This is a genomic window from Pseudohongiella sp. SYSU M77423 (assembly GCF_029911965.1).
In the GTDB taxonomy this organism is placed as follows: Bacteria; Pseudomonadota; Gammaproteobacteria; order Pseudomonadales; family Pseudohongiellaceae; genus Pseudohongiella.
The window spans coordinates 39,789-59,394 of record NZ_JARYTH010000003.1; the positions used below are offsets into that span (position 1 = coordinate 39,789).

Genomic DNA, 19,606 nt, shown 5'->3' on the forward strand with positions numbered 1-19,606 from the left:
GACAAGCCACAGGCCTACAACCGGAATTTTGAGACCGCCTTTGTCAGTTCAGAGGCAATATCCGCCACGGCAACCGCGCTCTGGCTGGTGCGGCCCAGGCCTTCGGTGGTGATGTGTGACTGCCCGTCTATCTGCTCCAGAGATCTGCTGATATCTTCAGACACCGTGCTCTGCTGCGCAGCCGCGTCGGCGATCTGCACGCTCATGTCTTTTATTTCAGATACCCCGCGCACGATCGCCTCCAGCGAGGCCCCCGCACGGCGCGCCTGCTCCATCACTTTGCCGGATTTATTGCGGCTGCTCTCCATTGCCTTGACCGCTGACTGGGAGCCGCCCTGCAGCTTCTCGATGGTCGCCTGAATCTGTCCGATAGACTGCTGTGTGCGGCTGGCAAGCGTGCGAACTTCGTCGGCGACCACAGCGAAGCCACGGCCTTGTTCTCCTGCACGAGCCGCTTCAATGGCGGCGTTTAGTGCTAGCAGGTTGGTTTGTTCGGCAATACCGGTAATGGTGCTGAGTACTCCGGAGATGTCTTCGCTGTCCTCATTGAGTTGATTGATGACAGCGGCAGACTGTTCTATTTGTGCCGCCAGATCGCGCACGTCACTGATTGTGCCGCGGACCACCTCAGTACCAGCGGTGCTTTCCTGGTTAGCAGCAACGGCGGCATCCGCAATGCGTTTGATATTGTCGGCAACTTCCTGCGATGTGGCGGTCATTTCGTGCATGGCAGCGGCAACCTGGGAGATCGCCGCCTGCTGTTGATCAACACTGCCTCGGCTCTTGGAGGTGGCTGACGTCATGTCATCTGAAGCAGACGACAGTTGTTTGGCCGAGTCTCCAATGGCAGCTACCATGGTAGACAGATTTAAGCGCATCGTTTCCAGAGCTCTGGCTGAGTTGGCGATTTCCTGACTGCCATTAATCGTAAGAGATGTACCCAGATTCCCGGTGGCGGCTATTTCAGCGTTGGCGAGCAACTCGTTTAATGGTCCAACAATGCTGCGACTGATCAGCCAGGCGAGTGCAACCATCAATAGCACACCAACACCCAGACCAAGGCTCATCAACATGTTCGATGCTATAGCTGTCTCATCGGCTTCAGCCTCTACGGATGCCGCATTTTGCTCGATGAGTCTGGTCAGGCTCTCCATCTCATCCGCCAGACGGGCATATGCTGCCCGAAAGTCGTCCAGCTCGGCGAGGGCCTGCGTTGGCCGGGCTTCTGTCACAGGTTCGACAACGGTTGCTGCGGCATTGTTTTGTTCCTGAGGCTCATCGATCGTCAGAACACTGGCAGTCAAGGCTGGAGACGAACTTAGCGCCCGAGACAGATCGGATTCAGCGAGCGAAACGATACGGTCGGCCGAGTTGATGTAGTCGGTTAATACAGGCAACACAGTCTGTAGAGCGGTGGCTGTTTCCGGGTCCGTGATAAGCGACTCATTGGCCGCCAGCATGTCGCGGAATGTCTGTGCGTGTTCGCGCTGATCAGCGCGCGCTGTCTCAATTGCCTCGCGATCACCACTGCTGCTCGCCACCACCGCGGCGAGCACGTCAGAACTAAGCGCATCGTGCATCATGTCTGCGGTCAGGTGGTTGCCAAGAATGTTGGACTGAAGCTGTAAATGACTGGTCGATTGGTTTAATTGTGCAATGCCCGTGAAACCGAAGCCTCCAACAATCAACAGTAGCAGAACTGCGAGGGCAGCCATGCCGATGAGTTTCTGTTTAACGGACATGAGGGTAAGCCTTTTTTACCGACGATAGAGATTTTGTAGATGTTACTATCTGGTTATCGGCACCCTGTGGATAAGTTTAGAATTCAATTCTTGTGCGTCAATAAGAGAAATTACACCCCGCGAAAAACCGACTATCTCCCGATTGCGTCTGCCCTGAATCCTCGCCGGCAACCGCAAGCGTGAAGTTGCAGCGCGTGTTGCCACGAAACTGCAGGGACATTCCCAGCCCTGCATCCCATAGTGTGATGCTGCCGCCGTTCTCGAATTCCGCCGTGCCTGATTCTACGAAAGCGGACCACTGTACGTTCTGGATCAGACCGTACAGGACTGGGCGGCTCAACGGTGGGAAATGCAGCGTCTGGTTGATGAACGCACCACGGTCTCCGGCGCCTTCACTGGATTGATAGGCGCGCAGGATGCCGGGCCCTCCCAGTGCAAAATTATCACTGCCTGCCAGCTGGGTGATGGCATATTGTGCGGAGATCTGAGTCTCGGTACGCCAGTTGCTCCAACGATCACCAAGCACGCCGAGTTGCTGCATGTGGGCAATACTCAGGCTGATATGCGTGCTTTCAGGATCACCATCGGCGCTGTTGTAGAAGCGGCGATAGTTTTCCGCGTTGTTCAGGTCGGTTATACCGGCGAGACTGTTAAACACAGTCGCCGAGATCTGGTTGGAGCTGAATTCACGCTGCAGGTTCAGCGTCAGCCCAGCGGACAGTTGTGCGCCGTCATACTCGGCGCCACCCACTTCAGTGCCACCAAACAGGCTGGCGCGTTCAAATTGTTTTAAGGAAAAGGCCGCGTTGCCATACAATTCCCAGCTGTCACCGCGTCGCAAAGGTACACGGTAGTCGGCAGTCATTTGAAGGGATGTGCTGGCTGAATCGATGCCGGGAATGGTGCTGGATGCCGTATCAGAATAGTTGGTATTTAATGTAAATGTATGTCCCCAGCGGTTCGGAACGGTGAAAACTGCTGAATAATTACTGAACTCCTCAATACTGTCGCCGAAGGTGGCGTTTAGCGAGAGTTGGTTGTTTTCCCCGAGGATGTTGCCCAGGGTGGCGCTGAGGGAGTATCGGTTAGTGCCGGAGCTTTCCGTGGCATGATTGTTATAGCCGCCCTGAATACTCCAGGGGCGCTGTTCGTCAATCTGCACATTGGCAATACTCTGACCCAGTTCCGTGCCTGGCTCAAACACCACTCGGGCACTGCGGAACGGGCTGCGGTTAAGCTGTTCGACGGCATCGTCCAGCGATTGCTGGTTGAGGATGGGCGCCTCAAGAACGGGCTCGAAGCGCGCCTGAATTTTTTCAGGATCACTCCAGCGAGGGTCGCCGTCGCTATAGTTGCCATCACCACGACCATAACTCAGCCTTAGCTCTGCCAGCCGGAACTCGTTGACCTGCACACGCAGATGATTATTGGCGATTTCCTGCGGCGGAACGATGACAGACAGCAATGGGTAACCGTTGCTACGATAGGCATCAGTAATGTCCTGCTGAATGAAGCGCACATCGCCCAGCGTCAGCGGTAACCCCTGGTACACGAAAAGGGCGTCGCGAAGCGCCGCATACAAGGCGTCGCGGTTGGTGTTGTCAGCGCGACTCTGACCCAGAATGTCGACAAATTCGCCCTCATGGCGACTCTGCCCGGTGCCCAGTATCTCTATCGTGACGGCGTCAAAGCTGGGCATGATTTCAATGCCATCATCGGCGCCGGGCGCACTGATCAGAGAAGGGAAGTCGATCATGCCTTCGGCGGACCCGATCGGGAGTACCGGCGCATCATAACGTTCCACCGTGGATTGTGGGCCAATCACCTGAACGCCGGACTCAGACTGCTGTGCCGTGGCTGGCACCGCTGCCAGCAGGCCCAGGCTCAAGCAGATGGACCATGGTTTACAGTTGTTCATGATCCTGCCCTCCAGGCGTTTGCGCGTGCGGCGAGTTCTTCCGGCGTGCCGGATACGGCCTGCAGCTGGCGCTGGGCAGCACCGGCCTCCTGTTCCAGGTTGTTCTGGACATACTCACGGATCACCTCGGTGCTGGCCTGGCGGGTGACCTGGTATTCCTGATCGCGGCGTGACTCTACCTTGGCGTTCAGCACATACTGGCTCACCTGATCTTTGGCTTTTTCAACGCCGACCGCCAGACGGTATTTGGATTCAGCGACCGCACGGGCCTGCTCGAGGTAGGCCATAATCGCCTGATCTTCAGCCTGTTGTTGCTCCAGTTCAGCCACACGAGCCTGCTGTGCTACAAAAGCCTGGGCCGCGGCGATTTCTGCATCGGACGGACCACCACCGCCAAAGCCGAACAGGTCGCCGGCAAAGTCGATGGCGCCGCCGACAATGTCTCCGCCCCAATCAGCAATGGTGGTCATCGCCTCGCCAACGCCACCAAGCGGACCCGCCAGGACTTCCAGTTGATTGCGTGCTGTGTTCAGCGCGCTGCTGGCCGCACTGACGGCACCGCTGCCGACGATATTGACGGCCTCCAGTGTGGCACCTTCCGGGTTAGAGAACAGGTCTTCACCCAGTTCAAGCAATTGGCCGGCCGCTGCTTCTGGATCTTCCAGCGCATTGAGAGCCAGCTCTTCCGGGCTACCGCCAAACACGGCGGCGAACTCGGCATCGACCGCGCCGCGCACATCGTTAACCGCTCTCAAGGTACCTGTGCGATCTGCGACCTCTGCCTGAGTGATTGCCGCGTCCTGCATGGCCAGCCCAGTGCGACCGGCGTTCGCTGCATCGCCTGTGTTGTTGATGGAAAGCGGGTTGTTGCGGCCGCCCGTTGAGGAACTGGCCACCATTGCCAGCAACTGGTCGGGTGGCGTGCCATTGCGCATGCCTTCGATAACGTCTCTTGCCAGCGCTGCCTGAGGCATGTTGTTCTGCAGGTATAGCTCCAGCATTTCCTCGGGCGTGTCGGCAGCACGTGCGGCATCTGCCTGACCATTGATATAACTGATGAGCATTTCTTCGGGTGTCTGACCATAGGTATCGGCGAACGCCTGCTCAGCGGCGGCTTCGATATTGTTGACTTCGGCCAGCGTGCCCGTTGGATCCTGGGCGGCCGCCTCCTGCATGGCGGCGTCCTGAAGGGCGCCATCAAGCCGGACGCGGGCCACTAACATTTGCTCGGCCACATCAATGGCACTGTCCCGATCGGTTGGTACCAGATCTGCTGCTGCATTCAAGGCAGCATTGGGGTCATTCAAGGCCTGAGTGGGTGTGATGCCAAATTCACGTCCGACCGCCGCATCAATGCGCGCCTGGTAACCACCGGCCGCCGAACCCAGCGTGCCGGGGTTGGCGGCTGCGGCCAGGTCGGTGGCACCCTGGCGGGCCAGCATCCCCAGCGCAATACGCTCCACCATGGGCAATGGGTTGCCACTGGCGTCCACGGCTGGAATGGTGCTCAGATCAACACCTGCAAGTTGTGCAATGCGACTATTCATCCGCTCGCGTGCAGCAGCGACCATTGGCAGATTGTCAGCCTGGGCACCTGTGACACCCAGCAGATTGCGCGCCGCATTTCGGGGGCCTGCAAAGAATATGTCCTCAATGCTTGTCATGGCGGACTGCTGGGCAGTCATGGCTGACTGGTACTGGGTCTGCAGCTGGTTGAGTTCAGGTACGCTGTTGACCAGGCCGTCTCGCAGTTGCTGCGGGTTGACGCCCAGGCCCTGACCAGAGGTCGCCTGCTGTGCCAGTTGTTCCGCGTAATTAAGTGCTCCGGCACCCAGGGTCTGCGAAATTGTCTGGCCTACCGCATTTTTCGCGGCGGTGGCCTGCTCACGTCCAGCCAGCGTCGCAACAACGGCGGGATCGGTATCCACCAGGCTGGCGGCAGTGCGCTGCGCCAGATCTGATGAAACGACCGCTTGCAGATTATTTACCTTGGCCTCGGCTTCCTGGCGGGCCTGGGCAAGGTTGCTGGCCCGCTGTTCGTAAGCTGCCGCACCTTCCGCGCGTGCGGTCTCCATTTCCTCACTGGCCTCAGCGATTCCTTCGCGCAACGCACTGGCGCGCTCTGCGGCCAGTTGCACTTCGATTTCGGTGTCACTCATTTCGGCGCTTAGCACCTGGCTTTGCTCTTCCAGCTCAGCGATGCTCTGGCGCGTGCTCTCAATTTCCTGCTGCTGCTCTGCAATCAGCTGCTCTGTTTCTGCGCGTTGCTGCAGCAATTCGTCTTCCTGATCGATCAGTTCCTGTAAACCGGCTTGCATCTCGCGGTACTGCGCAGCCTCCGCGCCGCGACCTGTGGCCAGAGCTTCCTGTTCCAGTTGTGTGTATTCCGCCAGTCGCTCGCGTGCTTCCTGAATTTCGGCCAGATTCGTATCAAGATCAGCGAGCGCAGCGGTGGCTCCGGCGATGGAGGATTCAATCGCGGGAATCAATGCAGACGCCACTTGAAGATCCCGTTGCACCTGATTGAATGTCTGTGTCAGTGACTTCAGGTATCGAGCTTCGCTGCGATAGCCGGTTTCCAGGGCCGCGTACTCCTGCTGACGTTGTTGCAATGTCTGCGCTGCCGCCACATAGGTCTGAGTGAAAGTGTCCTGTTGCTCGGGTGGTGTTGCCAGAATCGAATTGTTGACAGGTGCAGCTGCCACGCTCTGAAATACGCTGGCGGTCGCCGCTTCATATTCGACCACAGTTACCGCGTCCGCCTGTGCGTTGACCATTGCGGTCAGCGTTTCCCGTTGTGCTTCCAGATTCGTGTCGGCCTGGGCACGCAACACTTCCGGTGGTACGACATCGGTGATCAGCTGTAGCTCACGCTTAATGTTGCCGGTGGTGCTTGGCGCGTCACCCAGTGAATAGTTTCCTGCATCGCTGCCCGTCAGATCAAAGCCTGACAGAATGACGGGTTTGTTGTCGCCGACCTCAGGGTCGGCAAACTCACCACTGATATTGGCACCGACCAGGCCAACATCATCGCCGCTGATCACGCCCTGCAGGTTTCCGCCGCTGACGGTTGCTGAGGTATTGCCGTCAAAGAATTTGTCAGCTACCTGGACGCCGCTTATCTCCAACAGACGCTGGAGAATATTGACAGTAACCCCTTCGGGTTCTGCTAAAGAGTAGTTTGTAAAATCTGCGCCAGTGACTGAGAAGCCCGCCACTGTGACCGGTTTGTTGTCACCCGCATCAGGGTCGGACAGCGTGCCTGTGGCACCGGCAGCTGAAAGTTGCACTGCATCACCGTCAATCATGCCTTCAAGAGTGCCACCTGATACCGATACGGTTGTTGTGCCATCATAGACCCTGTCTGCTGCGCTTATTCCTGTGATACTCAAAGGCTTTGGTGTAATTGATGCAGTGAGGCTTCCTGGCAGTTGCAGCAGGTAATTGCCGGCATCTGTTCCGCTGAGTCCGCCGCCTTCCACTGTCACCAGTTTGCCGTCACCGACATTCTTGTCACGGAAACTGCCGCTAAGAATAGACGCGTCAAAATCCACGGCGTCGCCGGAAACCACATCGGGTAGTGTTGCAGTGCCACTGAAGGAAGCAGCAGTCGTGCCGTCATAGACTTTATCCATGGCGGTAATGCCACTAACTGTCAGTGTCCGCGGTGTGATGGACGCCTGCAACTCTGGAATAGTAAAGATGTAATTATTGCTGCCGCCGCCGGACAGACCCAGGCCGCTTAGCGTGACAGCAATGGAGTCACCAACATTCTTGCTGGCGAACGTCGCAACAGGCTGTCCACTGACAGTAACAGAATCCCCACCCAAGGGACTGACAGACAGGCTGCCGCTAAGAGGCGCCACTGTGGTGCCATCATAGATTTTGTCGTCGGCGACAACGCCCTGCAGGACGAGCTGGTAGGGTGAAATCGAGGCGTTCAATGGCTCAGGCTGTTTTAGCCGGTAGTTGCTGGCGTCATCTCCATCCAGCTCAAAGCCTGTGACGTTCACTGTGCGTGCGCCGACGTCTTTGGAATCAAACGTGGCGAGCGGTGATCCGCTGATGCTCACAGCGTCTCCTGTTTTAAAGGCCGCGCTGGGGGTGCCGGACAGATCCGCAATATTGTCGCCATTGTACTCCCGGTCCACCGCCGTCAGGCCGACAACGGTAAGCTCCAGAGGCGTGATATTTGCGCTAAGCGTGGTCGGCAGGTTCAGTGTGTAGTTGCCAGCGTCCTGTCCACCCAGGGTGACACCGCTGACGGTCAATGCTTTGTTGTCACCTACATGTTTGTCGTTCATGTTGGCGACTGGTGTTCCGAGCAGGGAGAGATCGTCTTTGATGCTTTTGAGGGTGCCAAGTGTGCCAAAATCAAGCGTGCCAACACCGTCCAGATTCACCAGCGTGGTTGCGTCATACACACGGTTTATCGCCGTGAGGCCTGTAAGCGATACAGTAGCAGGTGTGATGGAAGCGGTTACGTCGCTGACCGGCGAAATTACGTAGTTGTTGCGATCATTGCCAGCGAGTGCCAGGCCAGAGACAGTGACGGCTTTGTCCTCCCCGACATGACGGTCGGCAAAACTGCCCGAACGGGCGCTTTCATCAAGTGTGACCAGGTCGCCATCGATACGACCGGCAATCACGCCAGTGCCAGTCAAGGTCGCTGATGTGGTCAGATCGTACACTTTGTCGCTGGCGCCAATCCCGGATACTGTCAGCGCCTTCGGTGTGATAGATGCAGTAAGACCGGTCGGAGTAGCGGCTGAATAGTTTTCAGCGTCGGCGCCGCTGAGTGTGACACCCGACATGGCAACTGGCTTGTTGTTTCCTGCATTCTTGTCAGCGAACTGTACATCGACCTCACCGACATTGATTGCCAGGTCGTCCCCAGCTATCGCACCGCCAAACGTCCCAGTACCGGAAATTTCTGCTGTGGTTGTGCCGTCATACACTTTGTCCGCGATAGTCAGACCGTCAACTGTAATGTTGCGTTTACTGATGGTGCCAGTCAGGGCGCCTGGCTGATTCAGTAAATAGTTGCTGGCATCATTGCCCTGCAGGGTGAAACTGCCAGTCAAGCTAAGGTTTTTGTTCGCTCCGGCGTGTTTATCAGCGAAGGCAGCGCTGACTGCTGATCCATCCAGGCTGACGTCGTCTCCAACAAAAGCGCTGTCCAGACCGTTGTGACGTAAGGTGGTAGATGCCTGGCCATCGTATGTCTTATCGCCATTGAGACCAGTGATGTTAAGAGTATGAGGCGTGATGCTGGCATTCAGAGTCAGTGGATTAAGCGCGTAATTTCCTGCACTGCTGCCGGTCAGGGAGAAGCCAGCGATTGTTACGGTCTTGTTCTGGCCAACATTCTTGTCCGAAAAGATGCCAAATCTCTCAGACACCAGCAGGCTGAGGCTGTCACCAGTCAGGATGCCAGTAATGCGACCACCTGTAACGGTAGCACTGGTTGTCCTGTCGTAAATTTTGTCGGCAACATTAACGTCGAGCAGGTCGAGCAGACGCGGAGTGATTGATGCGACCAATCCGGCATCGGTTGCATCATAATTTGCGGCATCTGCGCCACTGAGTGCTACGCCGCCAATGCGTACTTTTTTATCTGTACCGACATTCTTGTCAAGAAAGTTTAGCGTGAAACCACTGCTGTCGATGCTGAGATCATCACCGTCAAGCGCGCCGCTGACTGCCGCATCACCGGTGAAACTGACGTTGATGGTTCCGTCATAGGCGCGATTGCTTATTGTGATGCCACTTACGCTCAGAGGTCTTGCCAGAATGCTGGCACTCAGCCCGCTGGGTTGCAGCAGGTTGTAGTTGCCTGCGTGAGCACCGGTCAGGCTAAAGCCATTAACAGTAACAGCTTTATTGCTACCAACGTGTTTGTCCGCGAATAGGGCCGTGCCGTCACCCTGCAGCGTAACATCGTCCTGACCAAAAGTGCTGATACCGGCATTGCCAACTAGCCTGGCTGCGGCAGTGCCATCATAAATTCGGTCGACAACGCTGAGGCCAGTGACCACCACGTCCCTTGGGGTGATGCTGGCTGTCAGCCCGGTCGGTTGCAGCAAGGTGTAATTGCCCGCATGTGCGCCGTGCAGCGTAAAGCCGCTGGCGGTAACAACTTTGTTGGTGCCGACGTGGCGATCCGAAAACTGGAAAAGAGCTGTGCCGCCCACTTGCACCTGGTCCTCGCCCAGTGCAGTGACGGTGGCAGTGCCCGTCGTTGTGGCTCTGAGTGTCTCATCGTAAACCTTGTCCTGCGCGGTCAGCCCGGTAACCTGCAGTTCGCGGGGACTGATAGAGGCAAACAGGGCATCAGAGAGGTTTAATGTGTAGTTGCCTGCGTCGGCGCCGTCCAGCGTCAGGCCGGTGAGCCGGACCGGTTTGTTGATACCCGCGTTCCTGTCAGAGAAACTGCCGCTGACGGTTCCTGCCAGACTGACGTCGTCGCCCTGAATCGGCGCAATTGAGGGGGTGCCGCTGAGACTGACCTGGGTGGTGTTGTCGTACACACGGTCGGCGGCGCTGAGGCCCGTAGGATTCAGGGCCAGCGCCGTAATGCTGGCAGTCAGGTTCGGGAGTACCAGAGCATAGTTGGGCGCATCAGCGCCGTTCAGTTGCAGTCCGCTGATGGTGACGGGCTTGTCGTTGCCGACGTGCTTGCTGGCAAAACTGGCAGTCGCTGTAAGTGTGCCACCCAGCGAGATGTCATCCCCGGCCAGCGGCGCAATCGTGGCAGCGCCACTGAGAGTCGCACTTGCAGTCGCGTCGTACACCCGGTCCTGTGCGCTCAGGCCGGTAACCTGTAATTGTTGTTGCACAATGGTCAGCAGGCCGTCGACCAGCGTCACATCGTAGTTGTTGTCTGCGCCGCCACCTGCAACCAGGTCAAAGGGCTGGGGGCGCACATCCGTATCCAGAGCCGCGTCAGTTGTCACTGTCAGCGGCGTGTCAAATACTGACACGGTATCGCCCGCCACCAGGCCTGCGCCGTCATCCTGCAGGTTTTTGAAGGTAAATGTGAACTGCGGATTTGCGGTGCCGTACTCGCGCGTCACATTGTCGACGATAGCGCGAATCGATTTCTTGGTGACCGTCAGATCGCCGGCTTCACCTGCCGTGACGTCAACCCCGAACAGGCTGCCGGTCGTAACATTCTGGCGTAAGGTCGCGATCAGGCCGTCCGTATAGCTGCCAACCTCGGCAAAGCCGCCCGCTGTTTTGCTGACATGATCGGCCGGGGTTGTCTTGACGACAGTCAGTATCCCGGATGCCGTGATACCGAAAGCGTCAGCATCAATGTCGTTGCCATCCAGCGTTGCCGAGTCCAGTTGCAGTGTGGCAACGGCTTCATCACCGAATGTTGCTGTAGAGTCTCCTACGGAGACCCGTATCGACGGACGAATTGTATAGAAGAATCCGCTACCGGTAGGGAGATCGTCAGGAATCGGGTTGGAATAATCGAACGTCTTGTTGTAGTGCACAAAGTCGCGGCCGGTAATATCCAGGTTCTTTCGCAAATTACTGGGCGAGATGGCGCCTGTGTTGTCTGGTGTCTTTGAGAATACGCGGAAGACGCCGGGATTGGTTGCATCAAATCGGAAGATGTTGTTGGTCAGTGCGCGGTTCTCGAAGCGATCCGGCGCGTTGATCAGCAAATTGCCGGAGCCCAGATTGAGCGTGGCAGAATTGTTATTTGAATCGGTGCCGACCAACACGCGCGCTTCGCCGCTGTCACGATAAGTCGCATTGGCATTGGGAGAGCCAGCCAACAGGTGCAGGTCCCCGCTGTCCGTGGTGATCGACGCATTCACCAGAATCGAACGCCCAGCCTCCAGGGTCAGCTTGCCGCCGTTGCCATCAGGGTTGTTCACGGTGATTGCATCAATGACGTTGATGTCGTTGTTGGCCTGCAAGGTGATATCGGTACCCAGGGACAGCGCACCAGCGAGCGAGCTGGCCTTCAGGCTGAGTGTGTCACCTGGCTGGTTGCCGAAAGCAAATCGGCTTTCGACGTCAAATGGGCCCTGATACAGGAAACCGGCCCGCCAGGGATTCGAGCCGGGCGCGGTTGCGGGCGTGCCGCCAGATACGACCTTGTCACCAGAAATTGCCAGGCTGTACCCGATGCTGGATCTGTCGCTGCCACCGCTGCTGGCAGCAGCCAGTGACGCGATCAGATTATTGCTGCCGTCCTGCCAGCCGCCCTGTTTCTTGAACAGGTAAACTGCGCCTCCGACACTATTGTTGCCCGGAAAGGCGCTGACCCCGATCAGACCGTTGTCTACGGCCACTGCAGCACCAAATCCAGTATGATTTACCTGCAGACGCGCTGCCGGCTGGCTTGACGCGGCCCAGCTGCCTTGTTTTTCGAATACATAGGCGCCCGTTGTACTGGATTGCTGCACATTGCCGAATTGTGTACCAAAACCTACCACTGCGAGATTGCCGTCCAGCGCGACGGAACCACCAAACAGACCAGACGAGAGGTCATTGTTGGCACCGAGACCACGGTTCAGAATGGTCTCTACCGCAGTGGACCAGTCATTGGAGGTGTTTTCGAATATAAATGCACGCTGCGTGATGCTGTTGTCAGTCGAAGCCTGTCCGACCAGCAGTGTATTGCCGTCCAGCGCGACGTCGATGCCAAAACCATCGCTGTTCTGGGAGGTGCTGGGCATCAGGCTGGCAAGAGCGTTATCGAGGGCGCTCTGCCATCCCGTACCACTGTTCTGGAACAGTTTCACCTGCCCCGGCGTGGTTTTGCTCTGATGGGTGAAACCAACAGCAAGGAGGTTATTGTCCAGCGACAGACTGTTGACTGTGTTGCTGCCGAAGAATTTATAGCCGGTCAGATTGGTGGTGCCGTTCTTCCAGCCAGCGCCTTTTTCAAAAATGTAGGCGTCGCCCGGACTGATGACTGCCACTGTCGAGCCATCGATGCCGACGTCCAATCCGAAACCATAAGAGCTACCGCTGATGAAGCGTGGATAACGACGACCCAGCCTGGCGGCCAGGCTGCCATTCTCGAATATGTAGGCGGCGCCTTCATTTGTGGCATTGAAGGCCACCGATGAGTCGCCAACGACCCAGGTATCGCCGTCGATGGCAACGGCGTCACCAAATTCTGTTGTATAGTCAAGCTGGGTAGCGCCCAGCGTTTCGCCATACCCCCAGGTGCCATTGTGGCGAGTAAATATGTTGATTCGGCCGGCTCCGGAGGCCCAGTCTTGTTGCCCGATAATAGCGAGGTCTCCGTCCAGAGCGAACGAATTCGCCCTCTCACCACTGAGTGTGATGTTCAGGCTGTATGCGCAGTCGGACTCCGGGCAGCTATTCCAACCTGCAGACGGCCGTTGATAAATCGCATGTCTTGTACTGCTGCTTGTGTAGCCGTTCTCCACCAGCAGGGTGTCGCCAGAGACCGCAATCCGATTTGCTACCCATAGGTTGACGGGTTTGGCTATAGTCCAGGCTGCGCTTTGTTGGGCCTGTGTCCCACTATCGCCAAGAGACAAATCAAATTGACGGAACGAGTCCCCGGAATTTACCACCAGGGTTCTGTCATCAACGTCAAACCCGCCGATACTGCCGAAACCCTCGATAGTCAGATTAAGCCGGTTGAAGCCAACGAATACATCCAGCTGATTAGTGGCAAGTGTAGGGTGGTACGATTTAGTGCTGCCTATCGCAACGACATCGCCATCTGCAGCCAGGCTTGTACCGTAGCGCTGATCGGCGACCTTGGTTTCAGCCGTGAGCTCCCCGGCGGATCCACAGAATGTGGGGGAGGAACAGCTGTAGACCAGCACTGTGCCAGCGTCCTCGCCATTGATTGAATTCAGATCTGCCAATGGATTGCTGATATAAAAGTAGGTGTTGCCGGAGCGCTCGGCACCGACCAGGGCAGCGCCCCAATCATCAGTCGAAAAATCATTAGTCTGCTTGGAGTAGGGGTTGTACTGCTTGCTAAGCAGGCTTTGGGTGCCGTTTTTCCAGCCATCTCCCCGGTGAAAGAACGAGATCGAGCCCCGATACTGAGAGATGGTACCTTCAATTGTTTGGCGGTCACCGGGCGCAGACGCTGCAATAAAATCCCCGGCTATGGCGATGGTCTTACCGAAATCCACAGTGCTGGACAGTCCACTGGTCAACAAGGCTGAGAACCTGCCGTCCTCAAATACATACACACCGCCGGCTGACCTGCCCTGCGCCGTGCTCTCTCTGGTCGAGACGATAAAAGTATTGCCACTGATATCCACGTCCTGCCCAAAATTCCAGGTCGTGTAAGAGGCAGCACGGGCGCCGGGTTCGTTAAGCACCCGGCGGAACTCCTCCAGTGGTGCGGCAGTTTCGGAAATCGTTATGTTTTTGGGGTCCAGCAGCCAGGCGCCGTTGGTGCCGTATGGCGCGCGTGCGCCGGCATCAACATCGCCGGACACGCCAAGGCCGTCCAGCCCGGATGTTTCAACCATGCCGCCATCGCCGCCCAGCAGGCCGCCGCGGGCGGTGATTTTGCCGGCAAACTGCGTTATGCCATCAGACCAGGCGGCGACAGTACCGCCTTTGCCCAGCTGTCTGGCATCAACGCTGATATGACTGGTCTCGCTGAGGTAGGTGGATTGTGAGTTGCTTGTCTCGAGCAGTGCGTTTCCTTGCCAGATGTCCCGACCCTGCCAGCCGCCACCCAGATAGACCTCACCCCCGAGTGCGCCACCCTCTGCCAGGATGCTGCCGCCAAACATCGACACACTTTGGCCCCAGAGACTGACACGGCCACCCTGCAGGCCTCCAGACACGTTTATCGAGCCGGACAGGAGGGTTTTGCCGGCACCGCCATCGACCGCGATCTCACCACCGGAGGTTGCCCCGCGGGCGTTTATTTCTCCTGCCGCCGTCAACAGGATCTCATGCTCGGCCTCCAGGGTGATGAGCCCTCCGGCGCCTTTAAGCCCGTCCGCGCGCATCGTGGTGTCGCTGATAATGCTGTCCGCGGTCAGGGAAATGCGACCACCGGTGCTGCCACTGACGTCCTGCTCACCACCGTAGTTCTCGATGCTCTGAGCGGATATCTCGATATCCCCGCCGCTGCCATCGGCATTGACCGCTGACACCACACCGCTGCTTTGCACCAGGCCGTCTTCCGCCGTCAAAAAGACCTTTCCGCCCTCGCTGCGAACCCCAGTGGCTTGTATGAGGCCGGTGTTATTGCCCGCCAGCGCGTAGATGTTGCCATTGTGGGTGCGCAGCTCGGCGACCATGGCCTGGATGCGGCCTTCGTTACTGACAGAGCTGTCGCGCTCGCCGAGTTTCACGGCAAAGGCACCGCCAGCCCAGCTCGTGTCGGTCAGCACATCTACCCGGGTACCCGCGGCTAAACCGGCATGACCCTGCGGTGCGCTGATCTCGCCGCGGTTTTCCACGGTATAGCCTGCCAGCAGGACATTGCCGCCAGAGGAGGAGATTTTGCCCAGGTTGGTGACGCCGCTTGAGGCCTCGCCAAACAGCGTGAAGCCACCGCCATCCAGGAAATCACTGTCCTGGATATCGAGAGTGGAGCCAATGAAATGCCCGCCGGTCAGCACCTGGCCGCCTTCTCCGATGACGATGCCATTGCTGTTAAGCAGGTAGACGCTGCCGCTGGCCGTGAGTTGTCCGTAAATGTGAGAGACATCTGTGCCAGTGACACGGTTGAGTGTAGCGCCGCTGCCATTGTCGAAGTCAACATGATAGCCAGCGCCGATGCTGAAGGTGTCCCAGTTAACAATGCCGTACTGGCTGCCCTGCTGGACCTGCATGTGCTGGCCCTGTACGTCGATGTCTATCCGGCCGTGAGTGACATCTGCGCCCTGTGGCAGATCCTGAGCGCGACTGGAATGCATGGTGAGGCTGGCGGCGCATATGGCGACGGCCAGTTCGAGACGTTTGAATCGGCTGGGAGGCACGTGGCTTACCTGTTTTATTGTGCGTTTCTTGGTTTGTTACCAAGTATTACAGGAAAAGGCTCGAACGATAGCTCGACACGCTGAAACAATAGGGCCAAAATAGGGTTAAACAAACAGCAAGATTTTGTTATTACGAGAAAAATGACACTCCACTCAAGACCAGGCTCAAAATGGTACATCCGCACTCTTTTAGTGCTTACAGCCCTTTTTCTTACAGGAACATTCTCAACCGCCTGGTCCCAATCGGTCAGTATTGGGCCGGAAGTGGAATCGATCACACTGGCTGAGCATGTGTTATTGCTGGAAGATGACTCTGCTTCGCTATCGTTTGAGGAGGTGTCGAGTCCCGCCTCAGCCTCACGTTTCAGTCGTAACTTTCCAGAAGATCTCGATTTCGGGTATACCGATACCGCTTTGTGGTTCAAGCTCGATCTGGACTGGGAGGCTGGATTAGTTGACGAGGCTACACCCTACTTGCTGGAGATCGGCCCTCCCAAGCCCACCGATGATGTGTTCGTCTGGATTCTCGACAGTGATGGTGACGTGCTGGAAAGCATGTACATGCACAACAATCAGACCGAATTCCATCCAAGAGAGGTGCGGACACTGCCCGGGGGCTTCGTGGTGCGTCTGCAGCCGGAGTCCGACGCGACCATCTATATTCGTGCGACCTCGTTCCGCAACTTTCATGTGCCACTGACACTATGGTCCGAGACCGCGTTCAAGCGTAATGAAGCTCAGGGAATACTGATCATGGGCCTGTTCTACGGCACCATTGGTATCATGGTTCTGTACAACTTATTCCTGTATCTGACCGTGCGCGACAGGAATTACATCTATTATGTGGCTTATGCAGCAGCGGTGTTGCTGGTTTACCTGGGCATAAACGGCCACATGGTGTTTCTGGATTTGAATGACAACTATGTTATGCGTCACCTAAGCGGCGCCTCTGTCGCGCTGCTCAGTGTGACCCGCCTGCAGTTCACGCGATCGTTTCTGGACATAGACTCCTATCACAAAGTGCTCGGCAGGGTTTTTAGCGTACTGATTGCGATTGCAGCGCTATTGCTGCTTCTTGCTGTTGTTCCGGAAGATTTTGGCCTGTTTCAGAGCAGTTCGCTGATTTTCAGCTTTTTTGCCATAGGTGCCATCATTTACGCCATGGTGGATGGTGTAGTGCGAGGACACGCGCTGGCCAAACTTTATTTGCTGGTCACCTTGATAGGTGAAATTGGTGTTATTGTTGGTTTCGGCACCTTAGTGCTGGGTGTCTTTCCGCACAATTGGTTTACCGATAACGCCCTGTTCCTGGGGTTGATGGCGGAAACGGTACTGTTTTCGTTTGCCCTGGCCTGGCGATTCAGGCTGCTGGAGCGCGAAAAACAGCTGGTGCTACAGGAAAAAGCACGCCTTGAGTCCGAGATACAGCAGTTCCAATTGGCTGAGCAGCAACTAAAACAGTCGCAAAACCGACTGCACCAGATACTCGAGCACAGTGATCTCAGCCTGGTGGCGCTCAATGAAGCGGGCTACATCACTTTTGCGTCCCATGGGTTTTGCAGTCTGCTGGGGTTGAACAAGGCAGATTTACAGGAAACAGAATTCGCCAGGTTGCTGGCAGATTCCTCAAATCCGGAGCAATTTGTGTTAGGCAACCTGTCAGGCCAGGATGATGACAGCGAACTTGCGATGACAATCGAAAATCTGGCACTTCAAGGTCGGGATGCCGAGATTGTTGTCCGAGGCCAGCTAGCCCAGATTGGCGTAGAGGATGCATTTTACTTACTGGTTCTCAATGACCCTCGCCATGAAGAAGGATCCGGTGATCCGCTTCTGGCCTTTCGCATGATGGCTCAGGCCAGAGACAGACTGGGTTCTGTCTCCAAACAGCTGCAGTCACTGGAACCGTTGCTGATCGACGCAGCGCCACAGGTTCGCCGGGAATTGCAGCAAGTTTTTGAGAGCTTAAACTCACTGACCGGCAATGGCTCAGATTCGCCGACCAGCCACTCTCTGAAGTCGCGACTGATTGAAACCATGCGCCTGGCGGTGGAGTGTTGGGAGATGTACACAGGTAAAACCAAAGTGGAGCTGGCGCAGGAGAGCAAGCTGTGGGCTATTGTCATCGACAATGGACGCCTGCGGACTCGTACGCTGGATCGTTATCTTGGCGAAGAATCGTTTCCCAAACGACCACGGTGGCGTCAGGTCGCCCGCACTGGATACTTTGTGCTGGCTGCCATCAAGGACAAGCAGAACCTGCCTGCAGAAACCCGCGAGGCCCTGAAATATTCGCTGTTGGAGCTGCAGGCACTAACCAGCGGTGAGCGCAGCTGAACGCTTGTGCAGCCATGAAGCCTACTCTGCGCATCAGGGTATTTGACAGTCATCTGCACATTATCGATCCCCGTTTTCCACTGGTGGCCAATAATGGTTATTTGCCAGATGCCTTCACCGCTGAAGCCTATCTGGAGAGGGTTTCACGATTTGATGTGTGTGGCGGTGCCATTGTTTCAGGCTCTTTTCAGGGTTTTGATCAGACCTATCTGCTTGCTGCACTTGATGCTCTTGGCGCTGGTTTCGTAGGTGTGACACAGCTGCCCTCTGATGCACCCGATTATCAAATCATCGAATTGAACAAAGCCGGTGTCCGCGCACTTCGCTTTAATCTGTATCGCGGCGGTTCTGAAGATCTTCGCCACCTGTCTTCAATGGCCAGCAGAGTTCATGAACTGGTGGGCTGGCATGTGGAGCTGTATGTCGACGCCAGCAATCTCGGACAATTGGCAGCGACGATACATCGATTGCCAGCTGTCTGTATTGACCATCTGGGCTTGAAGAAGGCTGGTTTGCCAACACTCGTAAAGCTTGTTGAGGCCGGCGTCAGGGTCAAGGCGACAGGGTTTGGCAGAGTCGATTTTGCTGCGGCCGACGCTATCAGTCTGCTGCACGATGCAAACCCGAAGGCTTTGATGTTTGGCACAGATCTGCCAGGCACCCGCGCGCCGATTCCCTTCCAAGATCATGATATTGAGATTATCCTAGAAACGCTGGGAGAAACAGCCGCTCAGGCGGTGCTCACTGACAACGCGATTGCATTCTACAAACCGCAAAATCAGCCATTAAGCGGTTGACGGGCGAAAGGACAGTCCTGGCCGCTGAGGAGTGACTATGTTTAAGGTAGAGCGAGTTGGGCCCAAGCGCCTCAATATGGAATTCAGTGGCAAACTGGATTCCACCGAAATGGAAATGGCACTGGACGAGATCATCACGCATTCTGAAGGCATCGAAGACGGCGAGATGCTGTTTGAGATACCCGAGTTCAGATTTCCTACGCCCAGTGCCATGGCTGTGGAATTTTCCCGACTGCCAGCCATGTTTCGTGTCATCAGACGTTTTAACAAGGCGGCGGTACTCGCAGACGAGACTTGGGTTCAGCGCGTCAGCGAGCTGGAAGGCATGCTGATACCGTGGATGCGCATCAAGGCCTTTAAACTGAGTGAGAAGCCAGTGGCAGAAGCCTGGCTTTCCGCTGACTGAACTGAATCGCGCAACAGAGTGGGAGTTAAATCGTGAGAGGGCTCTTCAGACTCAGGGATGCAGAGAAAGGCCACCCTGAGGTCAAACTTTGGTTTGAGGCTCATGACAGCGAACTGGGTGGCATTGCTCTCAAATGGTTCGACGCATTGCGCATGTGTGGCGATGATGTCACCGAGGTGCTGCATGACAATCAGCCAACAGCCTGCGTCAACAAGGCTGCATTCGCTTACGTTGATGTGTTTAAAGCGCATGTCAATCTGGGCTTTTTTCATGGTGTTGAACTGCCGGACCCGGACGGACTTCTGGTTGGCACCGGCAAGTTCATGCGTCATGTAAAGCTTTCACCAAAATTCAGCGTTGATGAGGACGCGCTGCTTAAGCTGGTGCAGGCGTCTTGCGAGGATATCCGGCAGCGTCTTGAGGCGGAGCACGCCTCTTGAATT

The 19,606-nt window shown here is 56.5% G+C and carries 7 protein-coding genes; 4 read left to right on the forward strand and 3 right to left on the reverse strand.

The annotated features are described in order from the left end of the window. Positions 1–14: 14 nt before the first annotated feature. From QGM61_RS07895 to QGM61_RS07905, 3 genes are all read right to left on the reverse strand, one after another. Positions 15–1,742: a methyl-accepting chemotaxis protein gene (locus tag QGM61_RS07895; RefSeq protein ID WP_281132609.1), complete on the reverse strand. Its 1,728-nt coding sequence runs from the start codon at positions 1,740–1,742 to the stop codon at positions 15–17. A gap of 97 nt (positions 1,743–1,839) precedes the next feature. After that, a complete protein-coding gene (locus QGM61_RS07900) occupies positions 1,840–3,660 on the reverse strand; it encodes a ShlB/FhaC/HecB family hemolysin secretion/activation protein (RefSeq protein WP_281132610.1) in 1,821 nt (606 codons plus the stop codon). Next, positions 3,657–15,623 carry a YDG domain-containing protein gene (locus QGM61_RS07905; RefSeq protein ID WP_281132611.1) on the reverse strand — a complete coding sequence of 3,989 codons (11,967 nt, stop codon included), beginning with the start codon at positions 15,621–15,623 and terminating at the stop codon, positions 3,657–3,659. Before QGM61_RS07905 ends, QGM61_RS07900 begins: the two co-directional genes overlap by 4 nt. 264 nt (positions 15,624–15,887) lie before the next feature. Here QGM61_RS07905 and QGM61_RS07910 point away from each other — a divergent pair, with 264 nt between their 5' ends. From QGM61_RS07910 to QGM61_RS07925, 4 genes are read left to right on the forward strand one after another with little or no spacing between them, the layout of a single operon-like run. Beyond that, the gene (locus QGM61_RS07910) at positions 15,888–17,960 is read left to right on the forward strand and encodes a 7TM diverse intracellular signaling domain-containing protein (RefSeq protein WP_281132612.1); all 2,073 of its coding nucleotides are present in this window, start codon (positions 15,888–15,890) and stop codon (positions 17,958–17,960) included. 14 nt (positions 17,961–17,974) lie between these two features. After that, positions 17,975–18,757, forward strand: coding sequence for an amidohydrolase family protein (locus QGM61_RS07915; RefSeq protein ID WP_281132613.1), 783 nt, complete (start codon positions 17,975–17,977; stop codon positions 18,755–18,757). A gap of 37 nt (positions 18,758–18,794) precedes the next feature. Next, positions 18,795–19,163, forward strand: coding sequence for an STAS/SEC14 domain-containing protein (locus QGM61_RS07920; RefSeq protein WP_281132614.1), 369 nt, complete (start codon positions 18,795–18,797; stop codon positions 19,161–19,163). A 32-nt stretch (positions 19,164–19,195) separates the two neighbouring features. Further along, positions 19,196–19,603, forward strand: coding sequence for a DUF1801 domain-containing protein (locus tag QGM61_RS07925; RefSeq protein ID WP_281132615.1), 408 nt, complete (start codon positions 19,196–19,198; stop codon positions 19,601–19,603). Positions 19,604–19,606: the final 3 nt, after the last annotated feature.

Bases quoted from the DNA above. Each gene is read 5' to 3' on its own strand.
- QGM61_RS07895 (WP_281132609.1), bottom strand. From the start codon at position 1,742: ATGTCCGTTAAACAGAAACTCATCGGCATGGCTGCCCTCGCAGTTCTG.
- QGM61_RS07900 (WP_281132610.1), bottom strand. From the start codon at position 3,660: ATGAACAACTGTAAACCATGGTCCATCTGCTTGAGCCTGGGCCTGCTG.
- QGM61_RS07915 (WP_281132613.1), top strand. From the start codon at position 17,975: ATGAAGCCTACTCTGCGCATCAGGGTATTTGACAGTCATCTGCACATT.
- QGM61_RS07920 (WP_281132614.1), top strand. From the start codon at position 18,795: ATGTTTAAGGTAGAGCGAGTTGGGCCCAAGCGCCTCAATATGGAATTC.